Here is an 18,393-nt window from a genome sequence, read left to right on the forward strand (position 1 = left end):
GTGGAATCAGAAGTCAGTCGAGTTCAACTCATTCATGATCCACGCGCGCTGCACGACGATCCGCTACTGGATGGTCTGCTAGCCCTTTGCACCCTGCATCAGAAGCCGGCCAGCGCCGCGATGCTGACCACCGGCCTGCCGTTGCCCAAGCAGCGCCTGAGCGTGGAACTGCTGCCCCGTGCCGCCGCTCGCGCCGGCCTGCAAGGGCGGGTGCTGGTGCGCAAACTGGAGCAAATCCCGGCGATTGCGATGCCGGCGCTGTTGTTGCTCAAGGATGGCCGAAGTGCCGTCCTGCTCGGCTGGCAAGGTGACGACCAGGCGCGCCTGCTGCTCAGCGAAAGTGATGGCGGCGAAAGTGTTGTCAGTCGCGAACTGCTGGCCGATGACTACATCGGCAAAGTGTTCTTCGCTCAACCCCAGCACAAATTCGACGTCAATCACGGCACGCTGATCCCGCGCGCGCGCTCGTGGTTCCGTGACACCCTCAAGCGTTCGCGCTGGCTGTATGCCGATGCCATCGCCGCCAGTTTCCTGATCAACATCATCGCCATGGCCGCGCCGCTGTTCGTGATGAACGTCTACGATCGCGTCGTGCCGAACCAGGCTGAATCGACCCTGTGGGTGCTGGCCATCGGCATCACCGGCGCGTATCTGTTCGACCTGATCCTCAAGAGCCTGCGCAGCTTGTGCCTGGACCTGGCCGGGAAGAAAACCGACCTGATCATCTCGGCCACGTTGTTCGAGCGCATCGTCGGCATGGCCATGAAGTACCGCCCGGCCCGGGTCGGCAGCTTCGCCCAGAACATCCATGAGTTTCAGAGCCTGCGCGACTTCCTCGCCTCGCTGACCCTGACCAGCCTGATCGACCTGCCGTTTACACTGCTGATCTTCATGGTCATCGCCATTCTCGGCGGGCACCTGGTGTGGATTCCGGTGCTGGCGTTCCCCATTGCCTTGCTGATCGGCTATGCCTTGCAGAAGCCGCTGGTGGCGACCATGGAACGAACCATGGCCTTGGGCGCCGAGCGTCAGTCGAGCCTGATCGAAACCCTCGCCGGCCTCGATGCGGTGAAGGTCAACAACGCCGAAAGCGAACGCCAGTATCAGTGGGAACAGACCATCGGCACCCTCAGCCGCCTCGAGCTGCGGGTGAAAATGCTCTCCGGTCTGGCGATGAACATCACCTTGCTGATCCAGCAATTGGCCGGGGTGATCATGATCGTCTTCGGCGTGTACCAGATCATCGACGGTCATCTGAGCATGGGCGGTCTGATCGCCTGCTACATGCTCAGTGGCCGCGCGCTCAGCCCGCTGGCTTCGTTGTCCGGCCTGCTGACCCGCTACCAGCAAGCGCGGGTGACCATGGTATCGGTGGACCAGATGATGGAGCTGCCGCAAGAACGCAACTTCGAAGAACGTCCGCTGAGCCGCAAGGTGCTGCAAGGCGCCATCGAATGCCGGCAGATGAATTTCACCTACCCGAATCAACAGAACGCGGCGCTGAACAACATCAACCTGGTCATCAAGCCGGGCGAGAAGATCGGCATCATCGGTCGCAGCGGCTCGGGCAAAAGCTCCCTGGCCAAACTGCTGGTGGGGCTCTATCAACCGGACGACGGCGCCTTGTTGGTGGACGGCGTCGACATCCGTCAGATCGACGTCAGCGAATTGCGCCACAACATTGGCTACGTGGCGCAGGACATCCAGCTGCTGGCCGGCACCCTGCGCGACAACCTGGTCTCGGGTGCGCGCTATGTAGAAGACGAAGTGGTGCTGCAAGCCGCCGAACTGGCCGGCGTGCATGAGTTCGCCCGCCTGCATCCGCAAGGCTATGAGCTGCAAGTCGGCGAACGCGGGCAGAACCTGTCCGGCGGTCAGCGCCAGAACGTGGCCCTGGCCCGTGCGTTGCTGCTCAACCCGCCGATCCTGCTGCTCGACGAACCGACCAGCGCCATGGACAACACCGGCGAAGAACGCCTCAAGCAACGCCTCGCGGCGGTGATTGAAAACAAGACCGTGGTGCTGGTGACGCACCGGGCATCGCTGTTGTCGCTGGTGGATCGCCTGATCGTCATCGACCGTGGACAAATACTCGCCGATGGCCCGAAAGCCGCCGTGATGGAAGCGTTGAAGAAGGGGCAGATCAGTGTTGCTTAAGTCGGGTTTCAAGGATTCGATCCGCCGTTACTTCAAAGGCTCCGAGTCGCTCCATGGCCAGCCACTTCCCGAGGTCAATAAAGCCCTTATCGAAGACGCCCCGCGCGTGGTGCGGCTGACGATCTGGGCGATTATCGGTTTCTTCGTGTTCCTGATGCTCTGGGCCAATTACGCGGTGATCGACGAAGTCACCAAGGGCGACGGTAAAGCGATTCCGTCATCGAAGATCCAGAAAATCCAGAACCTTGAGGGCGGTATCGTCTCCGAGCTGTTCGTCACCGAAGGGCAGATTGTCGATGCAGGCGCACCGCTGATTCGCCTGGACGACACGCGGTTTGCCTCCAATGTGGGCGAGACCGAAGCCGATCGACTGTCGATGCTGCTGCGCGTGGAGCGCTTGAGCGCCGAGGTTGATGACCGTCCGTTGAACTTCCCCGCTGATGTGCTGAAGGCTGTTCCTGGCCAGGCAGCCAGCGAAGAGTCGCTGTACATCAGTCGTCGTCAGCAACTGCACGATGAAATCGGTGGTTTGCAGGAGCAGTTCATCCAGCGTCAACAAGAACTGCGCGAGTTCACCTCCAAACAGTCTCAGTATCGCAACGCGTTGTCGCTGCAGCGTCAGGAAATCAACATGTCCGAGCCGTTGGTGGCTCAGGGCGCGGTATCGCCGGTCGAGGTGTTGCGGCTCAAGCGTGCCGAGGTCGAAACCCGTGGGCAACTGGACGCCACGACGCTGGCAATCCCGCGCGCCGAATCGGCAATCAAGGAAGTGCAGCGCAAGATCGACGAGACGCGCGGCAAGTTCCGCAGCGAAGCCCTGACCCAACTCAACGAGGCGCGCACCGATCTGAACAAGGCCCAGGCCACCGGCAAGGCGCTGGAAGATCGGGTCAGCCGGACGCTGGTCACCTCGCCGGTGCGCGGCATCGTCAACAAGTTGCTGGTGAACACCATTGGCGGCGTGATCCAGCCGGGCAGCGACCTGGTGGAAATCGTACCGCTGGACGACACCTTGCTGGTGGAAGCGAAGATCCGCCCGCAGGACATCGCGTTCCTGCACCCGGGCCAGGAAGCGACGGTGAAGTTCACGGCGTATGACTACACCATTTACGGTGGGCTGAAGGCCAGGCTTGAGCAGATCGGTGCCGACACCATCACCGATGAAGACAAGAAAACCACGTACTACATCATCAAACTGCGCACGGATCGCAGTCACTTGGGGACGGATGAAAAGCCCTTGTTGATCATCCCGGGGATGGTGGCTTCGGTGGATATCATTACCGGCAAGAAGACTGTTCTCAGCTATCTGCTCAAGCCGATTATCCGGGCGCGGGCCGAGGCGTTGCACGAGCGGTAGTTCTCGGTTGGGGCTGATGGCCTCTTCGCGGGCAAGCCTCGCTCCTATAGGGATTTGAACGCACTATCCCATGTAGGAGCGAGGCTTGCCCGCGAAGGCGGCCTCAAGAACGCCGTAACCCAAAAGCCATATCGTTATTCATTAACGGTATTTAAATTTAAATTCTTATACCTATAAAGTCATCCTCCTGCGTACCTGCCGACCAATCGGCGCGCCGCACGACACGAACCAACACGGGACCTCCGTGAGTTTCTTGATCGACGCGCGCGCCCTTGAGCGTGCCGTGCGTGGGAGTGATTTTTATGTCAGCCGTCTCTGCGTCACCCGCAATCGCGCCACAAACCTTCGACATTCGCCCGTTCAGCGGCGCTGTCGGTGCCGAAATCATCGGTCTGGACCTGTCTCGCCCGATCAATGATCAGGATTTCGCCCGCATCCACCGCGCGCACCTGGATCATCACGTCGTGGTGTTCCGCGATCAGCGCATTACCCCCGAGCAGCACATCGCTTTCAGCCGCCGATTCGGCGTGTTGCAGATCCATGTGCTCAAGCAGTTCTTGCTGGCCGGCCACCCGGAAATCCTCATCGTCTCCAACATCATCGAAAACGGCCAATCCATCGGCCTCGGTGACGCCGGCAAGTTCTGGCACTCCGACCTGTCCTATAAAGAACTGCCAAGCCTGGGCTCGATGTTGCACGCCCAGGAGTTGCCGTCCGAGGGCGGCGACACGCTCTTCGCCGACATGCACAAAGCCTGGGACAACCTGCCCGACGCACTGCGCAAAGCGGTCGAAGGCCGCTCGGCGGCGCACTCCTACACCGCGCGCTACAGCGAAACCAAATTCGAAGGCAACTGGCGCCCGACCCTGACGCCGGATCAACTCGCTCAAGTCGCCGAAGTGGTCCACCCGATCGTGCGCACCCACCCGGAAAACGGTCGCAAGGCGTTGTTCGTCAGCGAAGGCTTCACCACCCGCATCGTCGGTTTGCCAGAAGACGAGAGCAAGCAGCTGCTCGACGAGCTCTATGCCCACAGCGTCTTGCCGCAAAACATCTACCGCCATCAATGGCAGGCCCATGACCTGGTGTTCTGGGACAACCGTTCGCTGATCCACCTTGCCGCCGGATGCCCAAGCCATCTGCGCCGCAAGCTGTATCGCACCACCATCCAGGGCGACGCGCCTTTCTGATTTGTCGGAGAACTTCCATGTCCAAACGTCTTCCATTCGCGCCGCTGGCCGCTGCTATCGGTTTGGGTTTGAGCCTGATCGCCGGCAGCCTGGTGGCGCCGACCGTGGCCTACGCCGAAGGTGAAATCCGCATCGCCGAGCAGTTCGGTATCGTTTATCTGTTGCTCAACGTGGTGCGCGATCAGAACCTGATCGAGAAGTACGGCAAGCAGGAAGGCATCGACATCAAAGTCGACTGGACTCAGTTGTCCGGTGGCGCGGCGGTCAACGATGCGCTGCTCTCAGGCTCGATTGATATCGCCGGTGCGGGCGTTGGTCCGCTGCTGACCATCTGGGATCGCACCCACGGCAAGCAGAACGTCAAGGCCGTGGCTTCCCTCGGCAACTTTCCGTACTACCTGGTGAGCAATAATCCCAAGGTCAAAACCATCGCCGATTTCACGGAGAAGGACCGCATCGCGGTACCGGCGGTGGGCGTTTCGGTGCAGTCGCGCTTCCTGCAATACGCGGCCGCCAAACAGTGGGGAGACAAGGAATTCAACCGTCTCGACAAGTACACCATCGCCCTTCCGCACCCGGACGCCACGGCTGCGCTGATCGCTGGCGGCACTGAACTGACCGGTCATTTCTCCAACCCGCCGTTCCAGGATCAAGCGTTGGAAAACCCCAATGTGCATGTGGTGCTGAACACCTATGACCTGCTCGGTCCGAACTCGCCGACGGTGCTGTTTGCCACCGAGAAATTCCGTGACGAGAACCCGAAAACCTACAAGGCGTTTGTCGAGGCACTGACCGAAGCGGCGCAATTCGCCCAGAACGATAAAGGCGCCGCAGCGGACACGTACATCCGTGTCACCAAAGCCAAAATCGACCGCGCCGCACTGCTGAAAATCATCGACAACCCGCAGTTCGAATTCAGCGTCACGCCGAAAAATACCTACCCACTGGCAGAATTCCTGTACCGCGTTGGCGCGATCAAAAACAAACCGGATTCGTGGAAGGATTACTTCTTCCAGGACGCCAAACCGCTGCAAGGGAGCTGATCGACATGAACGCCCCTTTGCAAGGCCACACGGTCAGCAAACCGAACGCGCCAGCCCATGCGCTGCTGTCGGTCGACAATGTCAGCCTCGAATACCGCACGCCTCAGCGGGTGGTTCGGGCGACACACCACGTCAGTTTTGAAATCGACCCGGCGGACCGCTTTGTGCTGCTCGGCCCTTCGGGTTGCGGTAAATCGACGTTGCTCAAAGCGGTCGCCGGGTTCATTCAACCGTGCGAGGGCGAGATTCGGCTGCAAGGCCGGACCGTCCATGCACCGGGGCCGGACCGGATTGTCGTCTTCCAGGAATTCGATCAGCTGCCGCCGTGGAAAACCGTCAAACAGAACGTGATTTTTCCGCTGCTGGCGTCGAAAACCCTCAAGCGCAAAGAGGCCGAAGAACGGGCGCTGCATTACCTGGACAAAGTTGGTCTGGCGGCGTTTGCCGATGCCTATCCGCACACCTTGTCCGGTGGCATGAAGGCGCGTGTGGCGATTGCCCGGGCGTTGGCGATGCAGCCGAAAATCCTCCTGATGGACGAACCCTTTGCCGCCCTCGATGCGCTGACTCGCCGCAAGATGCAGGAAGAATTGCTGCTGCTCTGGGAAGAGGTGCGCTTCACGCTGCTGTTCGTCACGCACTCCATCGAAGAAGCGCTGGTGGTGGGCAATCGTATCCTGCTGCTGTCGCCGCACCCGGGGCGGGTGCGGGCCGAAGTCCACAGCCATCAATACGATTTGCACAGCCTTGGCGGCGTGGCGTTTCAAGCGTCGGCGCGACGGATTCATCGGCTGTTGTTCGATGAAGGCCAGTCGCCGGAAACCGAGCGTGAGTTGGATTTTTCCGACATTCGCATCGCTTATTGAGCCATTAAGAGGAGTGCCCGATGAGCCATTTATCATCTGCGCGTGAAGCATTCGAAACCGTATTGCAGCCATTGACCAGCGTGCCGGTGGAGCGGGAATTGCCGCTCGGCCAGCGCCTGTGGCAACAAGCCTGGCTGCGTAAAGGCCTGATCCTGATTTTGCTCGCCGTGCTGTGGGAGGTGGTTGCGCGGATTCAGAACAACGACCTGCTGCTGCCGAGTTTTCTGCAAACTGGCAGCGCGCTGTATGACGGTTTGCTCAGCGGCGAGTTACTAGGCAAGGTCTGGATTTCGTTGGTGGTGTTGCTCAAGGGTTACTTGATCGGCATCGTCCTGGCGTTTGCCCTGACTACGTTGGCGGTGTCGACGCAGTTCGGGCGCGATCTGCTGAGCACCTTGACCTCGATGTTCAACCCGCTGCCGGCGATCGCGTTGTTGCCGTTGGCGCTGCTGTGGTTTGGCCTGGGGCAGAACAGCCTGATTTTTGTTCTGGTGCACTCGGTGCTCTGGGCCTTGGCGCTGAATACCTATGCCGGGTTTCTTGGCGTTTCGGAAACCCTGCGCATGGCCGGACGTAATTACGGCCTCAAGGGGATGCGTTTTGTGCTGTTCATCCTGATTCCAGCGGCACTGCCGTCGATCCTTGCCGGGTTGAAAATCGGCTGGGCGTTCGCCTGGCGCACGCTGATTGCCGCTGAGCTTGTGTTTGGCGCTACCAGCGGCAAAGGCGGGCTGGGCTGGTACATCTTTCAGAATCGTAATGAGCTGTACACCGACAAGGTATTTGCCGGGTTGGCGGTAGTGATCTTGATTGGGTTGCTGGTGGAGAACCTGGTGTTTGACTCGCTGGAGCGGGTCACCGTTAAGCGCTGGGGGATGCAGCGCTGAGTTTTGCGGTGTCTGGTCTGACGCCATCGCGAGCAGGCTCGCTCCCACAGTTGATCTTCAGTGAACACAAATTATGTATACGACGGAGATCCAATGTGGGAGCGAGCCTGCTCGCGATGGCGGCGGTCAATTCACCGCCAATCTACCCGGCTAAACCTTGGCCTGAGCCTGCGCCATCTTCAATTCCTCCCAATGATCCAGCGCTCGCTCTACGAGCAACTGCACACCATCGGCCATGCGGCTGAGCGCCAGGGCGACCGAGCGGCGTGTGCCGTCCACGTCGTCTGCCAGATCGGCCGCAATGGCGCTGATGGACAGCAGGTCTTCGGAGGCGTTGGCCAGCAGGGCTTCAGTGTCGATGTCGGGAGAGACGGTGAAGAGATGGCCTTTGCGGCGTTTGGCTGGTTTTCCGTCAGCCGGGGGGAAGTAGTGGGCGAAGGCGCGGTCTGCGGCTTCTTTGAGTTTTTCGGCTTCGAGAGAATCTTGGGAATCGGTTCCAGAGTTTTCTGGAGGATTTGGAGTTGGTTTGAACATGGTTAGGTTCCTTAATAATGGAAGCTGAAACCAGTTCGCTTGCACGCGAATAAGGTGGCAGCTATGTGCGGGGTGCAAGACCGAGCGAACCCTCCAAAAAACTCGGCAGACCCTAAGGTCTCCCGCACACAGCCGCCATAAAGCAATCACAGCAAGCATGGATATGCCTGATGAATGGCCTGAGGCAGGGTTTCGGAGAGGGTTTTACCCGGACTTGCACGTCCGTGTCACCGTTTATTCAGTGACAAACCCAGACTAGACCTGGGTTCAGACCGGAACAAGTTCACCAACACCACTACAACTTGAAGGAAATCTCCGACGCAGCTGCCAGACGTTGGTGTTTGCGCAGAAGGTCAGGATTTGGACGACAAATCCGCCATCCCCTTGAGCAACTCGATCGGCAACGGGAAGACAATCGTCGACGTCTTGTCACCGGCAATCGAACTCAACGTCTGCATGTACCGCAACTGCATCGCCCCAGGCTGGCGGCCAAGCATTTCTGCCGCTTGCATGAGTTTTTCCGAGGCCTGCAATTCGCCTTCGGCGTGAATCACCTTGGCCCGACGTTCCCGTTCGGCTTCGGCCTGTTTGGCGATGGCGCGGACCATCGATTCGTTGAGGTCGACGTGCTTGATCTCGACGTTCGCCACCTTGATGCCCCAGGCATCGGTCTGGGCGTCGAGCACTTGCTGGATGTCGATGTTCAGCCGTTCCCGTTCGGCCAGCAGTTCATCGAGTTCATGTTTACCCAGCACCGCCCGCAACGTGGTCTGGGCCAATTGGCTGGTGGCCATGAGGAAGTCTTCAACTTGGATAATGGCTTTCTGTGGGTCGAGCACGCGGAAATACAGCACCGCGTTGACCTTGACCGAGACGTTGTCGCGGGTGATCACGTCTTGCGGCGGTACGTCGAGCACCACGGTGCGCAGATCGACGCGAACCATTTGCTGGACCACCGGAATCAGCAGGATCAGGCCCGGGCCTTTGACCTGCCAGAAGCGTCCGAGCTGGAACACCACCCCGCGCTCGTATTCGCGCAGGATGCGGAAGGTCGACCCCGCCAGCGCGATCAGCAGTAACAGCAGCGCGGCAAATCCCAGTTGCAGGCCCATGTCTATTCTCCCTTCGACGCCGCATCAGCCGCGGCCACTTCCAGCAGTAATCCCTTGCGCGCCACTACCCGGACCCTTTGCCCGGGTTGCAGCGGCGTGACGCTGAGGACTTGCCACTTCTCTCCTTGCAGATGCACCCAGCCGTTATAGGCATTGCCGGCCAGCGACAACACCGGGGCCACGCTACCCACCAGTCCTGCATCGCCACTGACGTTTTCGCGCGGTCGGGTTTTCAGGGCGTGGATCAGCAGGAAGATCAGCAGCAGGGCACTCACCAGTCCCAGGCCGATCATCAACGGAACAGGGACTTCGGTGTTGGTCATGATCACCGCGCCGATCACGAACATCACAATGCCGCCCAGCCCGATCACGCCGTAATTGGGTAAGGCCGCCTCGGCGATCAGAAACGCGATGCCGAACGTGATCAGCCAGATCCCCATGGGGTTGGGAGCCAGCAGGACGACGGTGTCCGCCGCGAAGACCGATACGCTCAAGGCCAACAGCAGCGCAATTGCCCAGCAACGAGTGTTCACGTGACCCTCCAGGAGAGTCATTGATGGTTCTTTATACAGTCTAGCTGAGCTGTGGATTGTACGAATTTTGACCAGTTGTTGACCTTGGCCCGGCGGGCGGATTTCACTCCGCAACGCGCCAGCAGGCCTAGACTTTCAGTACGAAGAAAAGTGTTAACCATCGTCCGCCAAACAGTGTTTGCGGACACCGAGGTGCATCATGCGTATGGCAAGAACCCTGCAGAGCAGTCTGGATAAGGCGCACTGCGAATATGACATCGTCTCCCACCCGCACTCGGCCAGCAGCCTTGAGACTGCGCGGCTTGCGGGCATTCCTGCCGAACGGATGGCCAAGTCGGTGATCCTCGACGACCAACACGGGCATTTCTTGATGGCTGTGCTGCCCGCCAGCCGTCATCTGGACCTGAGCAAAGTTCGCAGCAGTGGCGAATGGCAGGTCTCCCGGGAAAGCAACCTGCCGCACCTGTTCGATGATTGTGAACGTGGCGCTGTGCCAGCCCTGGGTGAGTCCTATGGGATCGACGTGGTCATCGATCCGTTGCTGACCCGCCAGAAAGACATCTACCTGGAAGCCGGCAACCACACCAATCTGCTTCACATGGACATGACGCAGTTTCTGAAAATGGTGCCGCACGCCGAGGTGCGAGAGTTGAGCCAGTGAGTTTTGTGGAGTCAGCTACATCGCCTTCGCGGGCAAGCCTCGCTCCTACTGGTGACAGCGTGATCCTGTAGGAGCGAGGCTTGCCCGCGAATGACTGCGCAGCAGTTACCCCATCATTTGCCATAAAAAAGGAGCCCGACATGGAATCCCCAACCCACAGCCTCCCCTCGCTGTTCAAACAACTCGGCCTGCCGGACGACGCCGAAAGCATCGACAAATTCATCGCCACCCATTCACCGCTCAAGCCCGAATTGCATCTGGCCGATGCGTTTTTCTGGAGCGAGGGCCAAGCGCAGTTGTTGCGTGAGGAAATTCTGGATGACGCGGATTGGGCGGAGGTGGTGGATCAACTGGATGTGCTGATGAGGAAGGGGCGGGGGGTGTAAAAAAAACTGAGGGAAAATGGCGAAATGTAAAAAAAACTGGTGAGCGGTAAAAAAATCTGGGCTTTAATCGCCAAAGTGAATTTTTTCTGTGGACGCTCGCTATGCCATTTGTTGGATACGCCTACCTGCATGATGCTCTGAGCCTTAAGGCATTCGCACCCCAACGCGCTGCGATGATCAAGCCAGTCACTCGTATTACATTGATCGGTGATTGCTTGGCTGTTCCCCAGTCAGTGGCTCCCGCTCAGGGCTCGATGCTTGAGCATATTCTCTTCGCCCTCAAGCACGAAGGCGTCAATCTTTGCATTCTTGCCCAAGCGCTTGAAGCTGTTTCTGCTGAGCAACTGCTGAATGAGTTGGCCAAATCCCCGAATGGTGTGTTTATCCGTAAAGCCTGCTTTTTGTGGGAGAGCTTCAACGGGCAACAACTTGAGTATTCGACACCGGTTCGGGGCAGTGTTGTCGCGCTATTCGATCCCAAACGCTATGTAACTGGCCCAGCATCGCGCAATAGCCGCTGGCGCGTCGACTTTAACGGCTTGGGCTCTCTACGCTACTGCGCCACCGTAGAACGAACGCCTGAACTCGAAGCCTTGCTTGATCTCGACATTCTCGGCCGAGCCAAAGCCTTTATGGCGACATTACCGCCCGAAATGATGGACCGCGCCATCAACTGGGCTTACCTGCACGAAACCCGCGATTCCTTCGCCATCGAGAAAGAAGAACCCAGCGAGGAAAAATCACGCCGCTTTGTTCAACTGCTGCGCCAGGCCCATGAAGGGCGCGAGTTGAGTGAAGACTATCTGGTCGAATTGCAGAACAGCACCGTTTCCAATCCTTTCGATAAAGCTGTCCTGTTTCGCCACGAACAGAATCATCTGCATAACGGTTTGCGTGGCGCCGCTGGCGTCAGCTACGTACCGCCCACACCGGATCTGTGCCGTGAGCTGATGGAAGAGTTGATGACCTTCGGCAATCAGTCTTCAAAGCAAGTCGATCCACTGGTGGCGGCTGCCGTGGCGGCATTTGGATTCGTTTTCCTCCATCCGTTCATGGATGGTAATGGTCGACTTTCACGTTTCCTGATTCATCAAACCCTTTGCCATTCCGGGGCCTTGGAAAATGGTTTGCTGTTGCCCGTCTCCGTGGCCATGAAACACGAGGAGGCGAACTACCTGGAAGCGCTTAAGGAATTCTCAAAACCTGCTCGCGAGTTCTGGAACGTCACCTGGCTGGACGCCGACCAAATGGCCTTCGAATTCATTGGCCACCCGTCCATTTATCGCTTCTGGGACGCCACCCATTGCGTCGAATTCACGTTGCAGATGGCGCGCCGCGCGCTGGAAATCGAATTGCGGGAGGAGACCGAGTTTCTTGACCGTTACGACCGTGTGGTCAAAGCGGTCAATCAGCGTTTCGATGTACGGGGTAACGATCTGTCGAAGCTGGTGATGATGTGCCTGGATAACGACGGCAAGGTTTCAAAACACCGACGCAAGCAGTTTCAGTACAGCGTGACGGAGGAGGTTTTGGATTTTATTGAGAGAGAAGCGGGAAGATTGTTGGGCGATGGTTAGGGGACAAACATCCCTCTGGTCACAGAATTGTTTCAAAACTTGACCAACTTTCCCCTCCAATGCCATATTGATAGTTAGCAAACTAACAGTGTGCATTTCCCCTCGTGCCGAAAAACCTCGACGCTCTCCAGATGAACATCAGCAGCTCCATGGTGGTGGCCGCCCGGCATTGGCGGAAGATCTGCCAGACCACGCTGGTCAACTATGGAATTTCCGAAGCCTGCGCCGTCCCGTTGTTGATGATCGGGCGTCTGGGCGAGGGTGTGCGGCAGGTGACGGTGGCGCAGGCGGCGGGGATGGAGAGTCCGTCGCTGGTGCGTCTGCTCGACCAGCTGTGCCATGCCGGTTATGTCTGTCGCACTGAAGACGTCCATGACCGCCGCGCCAAATGCCTGAGCTTGACCGAAACCGGTCGGGAACTGGTGCAGGCTGTCGAGATCGAGCTGGTGCGTTTGCGCAATGAAGTGCTCGAAGGCATCGACCGCAGTGATCTGGAAGCGACGCTGCGGGTGCTGCGAGCCTTTGAAGCGGCCAACCCGCCCTCGGTGGCCAACCCTTGAGCGGATTTTTCACCGGCGTTCCTCCTGCGCGGGACTGGTTCTACGGGGTGCGCACGTTCGCGGCGTCGATGATTGCGCTGTACATCGCCATGCTCATGCAAATGCCGCGTCCGTATTGGGCGATGGCCACGGTGTACATCGTTTCCAGCCCTTTCGTCGGGCCCACCAGTTCCAAGGCGCTGTACCGTGCGGTCGGCACTTTTCTCGGTGCGGCGGCCGCGGTTTTTTTCGTGCCGATGTTTGTCCAGAGCCCGTATGTGCTGGTGGTCGTGATCGCGCTGTGGACCGGGACGTTGCTGTTCCTGTCCCTGCATCTGCGCACGGCCAACAGTTACGCCTTGATGCTCGCCGGTTACACCTTGCCGCTGATCGCCCTGCCGGTGCTGGATAACCCGCTGGCGGTGTGGGATATCGCCGAGGCGCGGACCGAAGAAATCTTCCTCGGCATCGCCGTGGCGGCGGTGGTCGGCGCGATGTTCTGGCCCCGGCGACTGGCGCCGGTGTTCAACGATTCGGTGAACAAATGGTTCGCCGATGCCTCGACTTACAGCCAGCGTTTTCTCAGCCGGGACGTACAGCCGAACGAAGTCAGTGCCTTGCGCTCTGCAATGGTGGCGACCTTCAACAGCCTGGAATTGATGATCGGCCAGTTGCCCCACGAAGGCGCGCGGCCGCAGACGGTGCGTAATACCAAGGAACTGCGCGGCCGCATGATTCACCTGCTGCCCGTGATCGATGCCCTTGACGACGCGCTCTACGCCCTTGAACGCAGAACGCCCGAGCTTGTGGATAAGTTCTCGCCGCTGCTGGTATCGACCACCGATTGGCTGGATCACAAGGATGCCGACCTCGGCCGCTGGCAGGCACTCAAAGATCAACTTGAGGCCTTGCAGCCGTCCGCCGAAGCGCTGAATGACCGCAAGCAGCTGCTGTTCTCCAACGCCCTGTATCGCCTCGGTGAGTGGATCGATTTATGGCAAGACTGCCGCAGCCTGCAAGACGCCATTCAGTGCGAAAGCCAGGACAGCTGGCGCGCGGTGTATCGGCATTGGCGCCTGGGTCGCCTGTCGCCGTTTCTCGACCGGGGGCTGATGCTTTATTCGGCGGCGTCCACGGTGACCGCGATCATTGTCGCCTCGGTGCTGTGGATTCTGCTCGGTTGGACCGATGGCGGCGCTGCGGTGATTCTGGCGGCGGTGGCGTGCAGTTTCTTCGCCTCGATGGACGACCCGGCGCCGCAGATTTTCCGGTTCTTTTTCTGGACCGCGATGTCGGTGTTGTTCGCCAGTCTTTATCTGTTCTTGGTCCTGCCCAACCTGCATGACTTCCCGATGCTGGTGTTGGCGTTTGCCGTGCCGTTCATCTGCATCGGCACCCTGACGGTCAAGCCGCAGTTTTACCTGGGCATGCTGCTGACCCTGGTCAACACCTCGTCGTTCATCAGCATTCAGGGCGCTTACGACGCGGATTTCCTCAGCTTCGCCAACTCCAACCTCGCCGGCCCCGTCGGCTTGCTGTTTGCCTTTGTCTGGACCCTGATCGCCCGGCCGTTCGGCGCGGAGCTGGCGGCCAAGCGCCTGACCCGTTTCAGCTGGCGCGACATTGTCAGCCTGACCGAGCCCGCCACGCTGGCCGAACATCGGCACCTGGGCGTGCAGATGCTCGATCGCCTGATGCAGCATCTGCCGCGCCTGGCCATGACCGGGCAAGACACCGGCATCGCGCTGCGGGAAGTGCGCGTAGCACTGAACCTGCTCGACTTGCTGGCTTACACGCCGCGAGTGCTCGGCGCACCGCAAGTGCTGCTGCATCAAGTGGTGGCCGAGGTCGGCGACTACTTCAAGGCGTGCTTGAAGGCGGGCGAACGATTGCCTGCACCAAGCCCGCTGCTGATGACCCTCGACCGCACCCGCCGCGCCCTGAACACCGAGTGTGATGACGGCGCTCGCCTGCATCTGTTGCACGCGTTGAGCGGCCTGCGCCTGTCGCTGTTGCCAGGGGTGGAATTCGTCGCCTCGGGCGAACTCGAAGAACCGCTTCCCCATGGCATCGATGGAGCGCCTTTATGATCGGTGATCTGGATATCAGCGGGGTGTTCCTGCCCACGCTGCTGGTGCTGATGGGCATTACGTATCTGTTGTTCCTGTTGGTGCACGGGTTGCTGACGCGTCTGCACTTTTACCGTCTGGTCTGGCACCGGGCATTGTTTAACGTGGCTCTCTACGCCTTGCTGCTCGGCGCCGTGGACTCACTCAGTCGATACCTGATGACATGAAAAAGCCTTTTTTGACCCTCGGTCGCGTGGTCCTGACCTTGCTGATCGTGACCTTCGCCGTCGTCGTGGTCTGGCGCATGGTGATGTATTACATGTTCGCGCCCTGGACCCGGGACGGGCACATCCGTGCAGACATCGTGCAGATCGCGCCGGACGTGTCCGGGCTGATCCAGCAAGTGGAGGTGCGTGACAACCAGTTGGTCAAACGTGGGCAGGTGCTGTTCAGCATCGACCAGGACCGATTCAAACTGGCCTTGCGTCAGGCGAAGGCCGCGGTCGCTGACCGTCAGGAAACCCTGGCCCAGGCGCAACGCGAAGCCAAGCGTAACCGTGGCCTGGGCAATCTGGTGCCGGGCGAGCAGCTGGAAGAAAGCCAGTCGCGGGTCGCCCGTGCCGAAGTGGCCTTGATGGAAGCCCAGGTGGCGGTGGACAGCGCCCAACTCAACCTTGACCGTTCGACCATCCGCAGCCCGGTGGACGGCTACGTCAACGACCGTGCACCGCGAGCACAGGAATTCGTCACGGCCGGGCGCGCGGTGTTGTCGGTGGTGGACAGCAATTCGTTCCACATCGACGGCTATTTCGAAGAAACCAAACTCGATGGCATTCATGTCGGCCAGTCGGTCGACATCCGCGTGATCGGCGACCGCGCGCGTTTGCGCGGCCATGTGGAAAGCATCGTTGCCGGCATCGAAGACCGCGACCGTAGCAGCGGCAGCAACCTGCTGCCCAACGTCAATCCGGCGTTCAGCTGGGTGAGGCTGGCCCAGCGGATTCCCGTGCGGATTGCCTTCGATGACGTACCCGCGGACTTCCGCATGATCGCCGGGCGCACCGCGACGGTATCGATCATGGATGACCAGCCGCAGGAGCCCGCTAAATGAGCAGGGCCTCGGGTTTGGCCGTCGCCGGTTTAGGCTTGTTGCTGTCGGCCTGTCAGGTGGTCGGGCCGGATTATCAGTTGCCGGACGAAGCCGCTGTCCACCGTGAAGACCTGCAGGGCGACCTTGCGGTGAACGGCAAAAATGTCGTCTCGGCCCCGGTGCCCGCCGATTGGTGGCGCTTGTATCAAGACCCACGCCTGGACCAATTGGTGCAGCAGGCCATGGTCACCAATACCGATTTGCGCGTGGCGGCGGCGAGCCTTTCACGGGCCCGCGCTCAGGTTGACGAAGCGCAGGCGGCGGGCGGCTGGAGCGGCGGCGTGAAGATGGGCGCCCAGCGTTTGCAGGAATCCGGCGAAGCCTTCTTGCTGCCAGAGAAAGTGCCGGTGGCCAACGTCGGCGACATCGGCATTACCACCTCGTATCAGTTCGACCTGTTCGGCACCTTGCAGCGCGGTATCGAAGCGGCCAAGGCCAATGCCGACGCGACTCAGGCCGCCGCCGATACCGCACGAATCACCTTGGTCGCCGATGTGGTCCGGGCGTACACCCAAGTGTGCGCGGCCAATGAAGAGCGGGAAATCGCCCAGCATTCCCTCGATCTGCAAGCCCAGGGCACCACCCTGATCCAGCGCCTGCGGGACGCCGGACGCGGCGATGAAACCCAGGTCACTCGCTCGCAAACCCAATTCAAATCCTTGCGCGCCGACATGCCGCGTTATGAAGCGGCGCGTCAGGCCGGATTGTTCCGTTTGTCGATGCTGTTGGCCAAACCCGTCGAGCAGTTGCCGGCCGGGACCGCTACCTGCAACGAACTGCCGAAAATCACTCAATTGTTGCCAGTCGGTGACGGCGCCACCTTGCTCAAGCGCCGCCCGGATGTGCGCCAGGCCGAACGTCGACTGGCGGCCGCGACCGCCGGCATTGGCATCGCCACGGGTGAGCTGTACCCGGACATCAGCATCGGCGCGACCGTCGGCACAGTCGGTATCCTGGAAAACCTCGGCAAACCGGCGACCAATCGCTGGGGCTTCGGCCCATTGCTGACCTGGACCGTGCCATCCAACGGTTCCCGCGCACGAATCCGCGAGGCAGAAGCGACGACCCAAGGCACGCTGGCGCATTTCGACGGCGTGGTGCTCAACGCCATCCGCGAAACCCAGACCAGCCTGGCGCAGTACTCGGCGCTGCTGCAACGCCGCGATGCGTTGGCCGACGCCGAACAATCGGCGCAACTGGCCGCCGAGCAGACCCACCGCTTCTTCCAGGCCGGCCGCGCATCGTTCCTGGCGGACCTGCAAGCGACCCGCACCTACACCGATGTGCGGGCGCAATTGGCCTCCGCGAACACGCAAGTTGCCATGAGCCAGATCGATCTGTTCCTCGCGTTGGGCGGCGGTTGGGAAAGCGGACGAACGCAAGGCACGAACACCGGCAAACCCTGAGGCCGTTGCTATGCTTTGATTTGATGAGGTCGCGCGACGGGCTCATCGATCAAGGCTCGCGTTGGTCATGGGGATCTAATAATGAAAAACCCTTATGCTCCCGGCTTCTGGTGCGCTATTACGGCATTGGTCCTGCTGTCGGCCACCTATTTCTACGGCATCATGCTGGCCCACCAGATCGACAAGGCGCTGGTGTTCCTCGACAGCGCTGCGGCGCTGATTGCCGTGATGGCGATCGTCGTGGTGGCCTGGGCGTCAGTCCAGGGCCAGCGCATCAAAAAAAGACAACTCGAACAAGGCAAGACCCTGGTGCTGATCTGGGACACCAAGGTGGCTTTGCGTCGGGTCGAAACGGTGTTCGACCGCTATTTCTGGGGCAGTTACTGGCAACCGGGGCGCACGTTCCAGGAAGTCATGGGCGAACTCACCGGCACACCGCTGGAAAAAAGCCTCGAGACCCTGAAAAAGCAATGCCTTGAACTGGACAGGCAAGTCTCCGAGGACGGCAGGCACTGGCTGATTAACGCCCGCGAACTCTCCGATGTCGCCGCCGCCATGGCCCGCGAACGTTATCAGCTGGACTTCTGCGATCCCCGTGCGGACGTGACGGGCGGGGCGGTGATCAATCGTGATTTTGAAGTGCTGGTGTATACGTGGACGGCGCGGCTCAAGAGCTTTGATCATCAGCTGGATGAGATGGAAGTTCAGTATTCCTGAATTGATGTTGTCTGTATTGACGCCTTCGCGGGCAAGCCTCGCTCCTACAAGGATCATGGGATACCTGTAGGAGCGAGGCTTGCCCGCGAAGGCGATTTCATGCCCGCCGAAACTCTCGCCCCGTGTGTGCGGTCCATAGACACTCTTTAACCTTTAAACATTGGGCCTCCCAGTGCGCCTGATGCTAATCTCCCTCGCACTTTCAGCGC

General features: G+C 59.9%; 18 protein-coding genes. 15 read left to right on the forward strand and 3 right to left on the reverse strand.

What is annotated here, in order from left to right:
- The 6 genes from ACA068_RS00705 (at nt 1) to ACA068_RS00730 (ending at nt 7,500) form a co-directional block, all read left to right on the forward strand.
- Nucleotides 1-2,157 (forward strand): type I secretion system permease/ATPase, encoded by a 2,157-nt coding sequence (locus ACA068_RS00705; protein WP_497306849.1) that lies wholly within the window; start codon nt 1-3, stop codon nt 2,155-2,157.
- The gene (locus ACA068_RS00710; protein ID WP_497306851.1) at nt 2,147-3,514 is read left to right on the forward strand and encodes an HlyD family type I secretion periplasmic adaptor subunit; all 1,368 of its coding nucleotides are present in this window, start codon (nt 2,147-2,149) and stop codon (nt 3,512-3,514) included. Before ACA068_RS00705 ends, ACA068_RS00710 begins: the two co-directional genes overlap by 11 nt.
- A 302-nt stretch (nt 3,515-3,816) precedes the next feature.
- A complete protein-coding gene (locus ACA068_RS00715; protein WP_497306853.1) occupies nt 3,817-4,704 on the forward strand; it encodes a TauD/TfdA dioxygenase family protein in 888 nt (295 codons plus the stop codon).
- Between the two features lie 17 nt (nt 4,705-4,721).
- Entirely contained in the window at nt 4,722-5,747 is a 1,026-nt protein-coding gene (locus ACA068_RS00720; RefSeq protein WP_497306855.1) for an ABC transporter substrate-binding protein, read from the forward strand.
- A gap of 5 nt (nt 5,748-5,752) precedes the next feature.
- A complete protein-coding gene (locus ACA068_RS00725; protein ID WP_497306857.1) occupies nt 5,753-6,613 on the forward strand; it encodes an ABC transporter ATP-binding protein in 861 nt (286 codons plus the stop codon).
- A gap of 20 nt (nt 6,614-6,633) precedes the next feature.
- Nucleotides 6,634-7,500 (forward strand): ABC transporter permease, encoded by an 867-nt coding sequence (locus tag ACA068_RS00730; protein WP_497306859.1) that lies wholly within the window; start codon nt 6,634-6,636, stop codon nt 7,498-7,500.
- Nucleotides 7,501-7,650: 150 nt separating this feature from the next.
- Here ACA068_RS00730 and ACA068_RS00735 read toward each other — a convergent pair whose 3' ends face one another.
- From ACA068_RS00735 to ACA068_RS00745, 3 genes are all read right to left on the reverse strand, one after another.
- Complete coding sequence (locus ACA068_RS00735; protein WP_497306861.1) at nt 7,651-8,034, reverse strand: DUF6124 family protein; 384 nt, start codon at nt 8,032-8,034, stop codon at nt 7,651-7,653.
- Between the two features lie 353 nt (nt 8,035-8,387).
- Entirely contained in the window at nt 8,388-9,146 is a 759-nt protein-coding gene (locus tag ACA068_RS00740) for a slipin family protein (RefSeq protein WP_131060480.1), read from the reverse strand.
- A gap of 2 nt (nt 9,147-9,148) precedes the next feature.
- Nucleotides 9,149-9,679 (reverse strand): NfeD family protein, encoded by a 531-nt coding sequence (locus tag ACA068_RS00745; RefSeq protein WP_497310518.1) that lies wholly within the window; start codon nt 9,677-9,679, stop codon nt 9,149-9,151.
- Nucleotides 9,680-9,878: 199 nt separating this feature from the next.
- Between ACA068_RS00745 and ACA068_RS00750 the strand changes: the two genes are divergently transcribed.
- The 9 genes from ACA068_RS00750 (at nt 9,879) to ACA068_RS00790 (ending at nt 18,184) form a co-directional block, all read left to right on the forward strand.
- Nucleotides 9,879-10,340 (forward strand): aminoacyl-tRNA deacylase, encoded by a 462-nt coding sequence (locus ACA068_RS00750; protein WP_497306863.1) that lies wholly within the window; start codon nt 9,879-9,881, stop codon nt 10,338-10,340.
- Between the two features lie 140 nt (nt 10,341-10,480).
- Complete coding sequence (locus ACA068_RS00755) at nt 10,481-10,726, forward strand: DUF2789 domain-containing protein (RefSeq protein WP_131060483.1); 246 nt, start codon at nt 10,481-10,483, stop codon at nt 10,724-10,726.
- A gap of 101 nt (nt 10,727-10,827) precedes the next feature.
- Nucleotides 10,828-12,303: a Fic family protein gene (locus ACA068_RS00760; RefSeq protein ID WP_497306865.1), complete on the forward strand. Its 1,476-nt coding sequence runs from the start codon at nt 10,828-10,830 to the stop codon at nt 12,301-12,303.
- A gap of 131 nt (nt 12,304-12,434) precedes the next feature.
- On the forward strand, nt 12,435-12,863 hold the full coding sequence (locus ACA068_RS00765) for a MarR family winged helix-turn-helix transcriptional regulator (protein ID WP_154913457.1): 429 nt from the start codon (nt 12,435-12,437) through the stop codon (nt 12,861-12,863).
- Entirely contained in the window at nt 12,860-14,932 is a 2,073-nt protein-coding gene (locus tag ACA068_RS00770) for an FUSC family protein (protein ID WP_497306867.1), read from the forward strand. The genes ACA068_RS00765 and ACA068_RS00770 overlap by 4 nt, the downstream gene beginning before the upstream one ends.
- On the forward strand, nt 14,929-15,138 hold the full coding sequence (locus ACA068_RS00775; protein ID WP_010464893.1) for a DUF1656 domain-containing protein: 210 nt from the start codon (nt 14,929-14,931) through the stop codon (nt 15,136-15,138). The genes ACA068_RS00770 and ACA068_RS00775 overlap by 4 nt, the downstream gene beginning before the upstream one ends.
- Nucleotides 15,135-16,022, forward strand: a complete 888-nt coding sequence (locus tag ACA068_RS00780; protein ID WP_497306869.1) for an efflux RND transporter periplasmic adaptor subunit — start codon at nt 15,135-15,137, stop codon at nt 16,020-16,022. The genes ACA068_RS00775 and ACA068_RS00780 overlap by 4 nt, the downstream gene beginning before the upstream one ends.
- Nucleotides 16,019-17,467, forward strand: coding sequence for an efflux transporter outer membrane subunit (locus ACA068_RS00785; RefSeq protein ID WP_497306870.1), 1,449 nt, complete (start codon nt 16,019-16,021; stop codon nt 17,465-17,467). The genes ACA068_RS00780 and ACA068_RS00785 overlap by 4 nt, the downstream gene beginning before the upstream one ends.
- An 81-nt stretch (nt 17,468-17,548) precedes the next feature.
- The gene (locus tag ACA068_RS00790; RefSeq protein ID WP_497306872.1) at nt 17,549-18,184 is read left to right on the forward strand and encodes an NADH:ubiquinone oxidoreductase subunit N; all 636 of its coding nucleotides are present in this window, start codon (nt 17,549-17,551) and stop codon (nt 18,182-18,184) included.
- Nucleotides 18,185-18,393 lie beyond the last annotated feature (209 nt).

This window comes from Pseudomonas sp. LBUM1660, from assembly GCF_059695935.1.

Excerpts from the sequence above, each read along its gene's own strand:
- ACA068_RS00715 (WP_497306853.1), top strand. The coding sequence starts at position 3,817 with ATGTCAGCCGTCTCTGCGTCACCCGCAATCGCGCCACAAACCTTCGAC.
- ACA068_RS00720 (WP_497306855.1), top strand. The coding sequence starts at position 4,722 with ATGTCCAAACGTCTTCCATTCGCGCCGCTGGCCGCTGCTATCGGTTTG.
- ACA068_RS00725 (WP_497306857.1), top strand. The coding sequence starts at position 5,753 with ATGAACGCCCCTTTGCAAGGCCACACGGTCAGCAAACCGAACGCGCCA.
- ACA068_RS00730 (WP_497306859.1), top strand. The coding sequence starts at position 6,634 with ATGAGCCATTTATCATCTGCGCGTGAAGCATTCGAAACCGTATTGCAG.
- ACA068_RS00735 (WP_497306861.1), bottom strand. The coding sequence starts at position 8,034 with ATGTTCAAACCAACTCCAAATCCTCCAGAAAACTCTGGAACCGATTCC.
- ACA068_RS00740 (WP_131060480.1), bottom strand. The coding sequence starts at position 9,146 with ATGGGCCTGCAACTGGGATTTGCCGCGCTGCTGTTACTGCTGATCGCG.
- ACA068_RS00750 (WP_497306863.1), top strand. The coding sequence starts at position 9,879 with ATGCGTATGGCAAGAACCCTGCAGAGCAGTCTGGATAAGGCGCACTGC.
- ACA068_RS00755 (WP_131060483.1), top strand. The coding sequence starts at position 10,481 with ATGGAATCCCCAACCCACAGCCTCCCCTCGCTGTTCAAACAACTCGGC.
- ACA068_RS00760 (WP_497306865.1), top strand. The coding sequence starts at position 10,828 with ATGCCATTTGTTGGATACGCCTACCTGCATGATGCTCTGAGCCTTAAG.
- ACA068_RS00765 (WP_154913457.1), top strand. The coding sequence starts at position 12,435 with ATGAACATCAGCAGCTCCATGGTGGTGGCCGCCCGGCATTGGCGGAAG.
- ACA068_RS00775 (WP_010464893.1), top strand. The coding sequence starts at position 14,929 with ATGATCGGTGATCTGGATATCAGCGGGGTGTTCCTGCCCACGCTGCTG.
- ACA068_RS00780 (WP_497306869.1), top strand. The coding sequence starts at position 15,135 with ATGAAAAAGCCTTTTTTGACCCTCGGTCGCGTGGTCCTGACCTTGCTG.
- ACA068_RS00785 (WP_497306870.1), top strand. The coding sequence starts at position 16,019 with ATGAGCAGGGCCTCGGGTTTGGCCGTCGCCGGTTTAGGCTTGTTGCTG.
- ACA068_RS00790 (WP_497306872.1), top strand. The coding sequence starts at position 17,549 with ATGAAAAACCCTTATGCTCCCGGCTTCTGGTGCGCTATTACGGCATTG.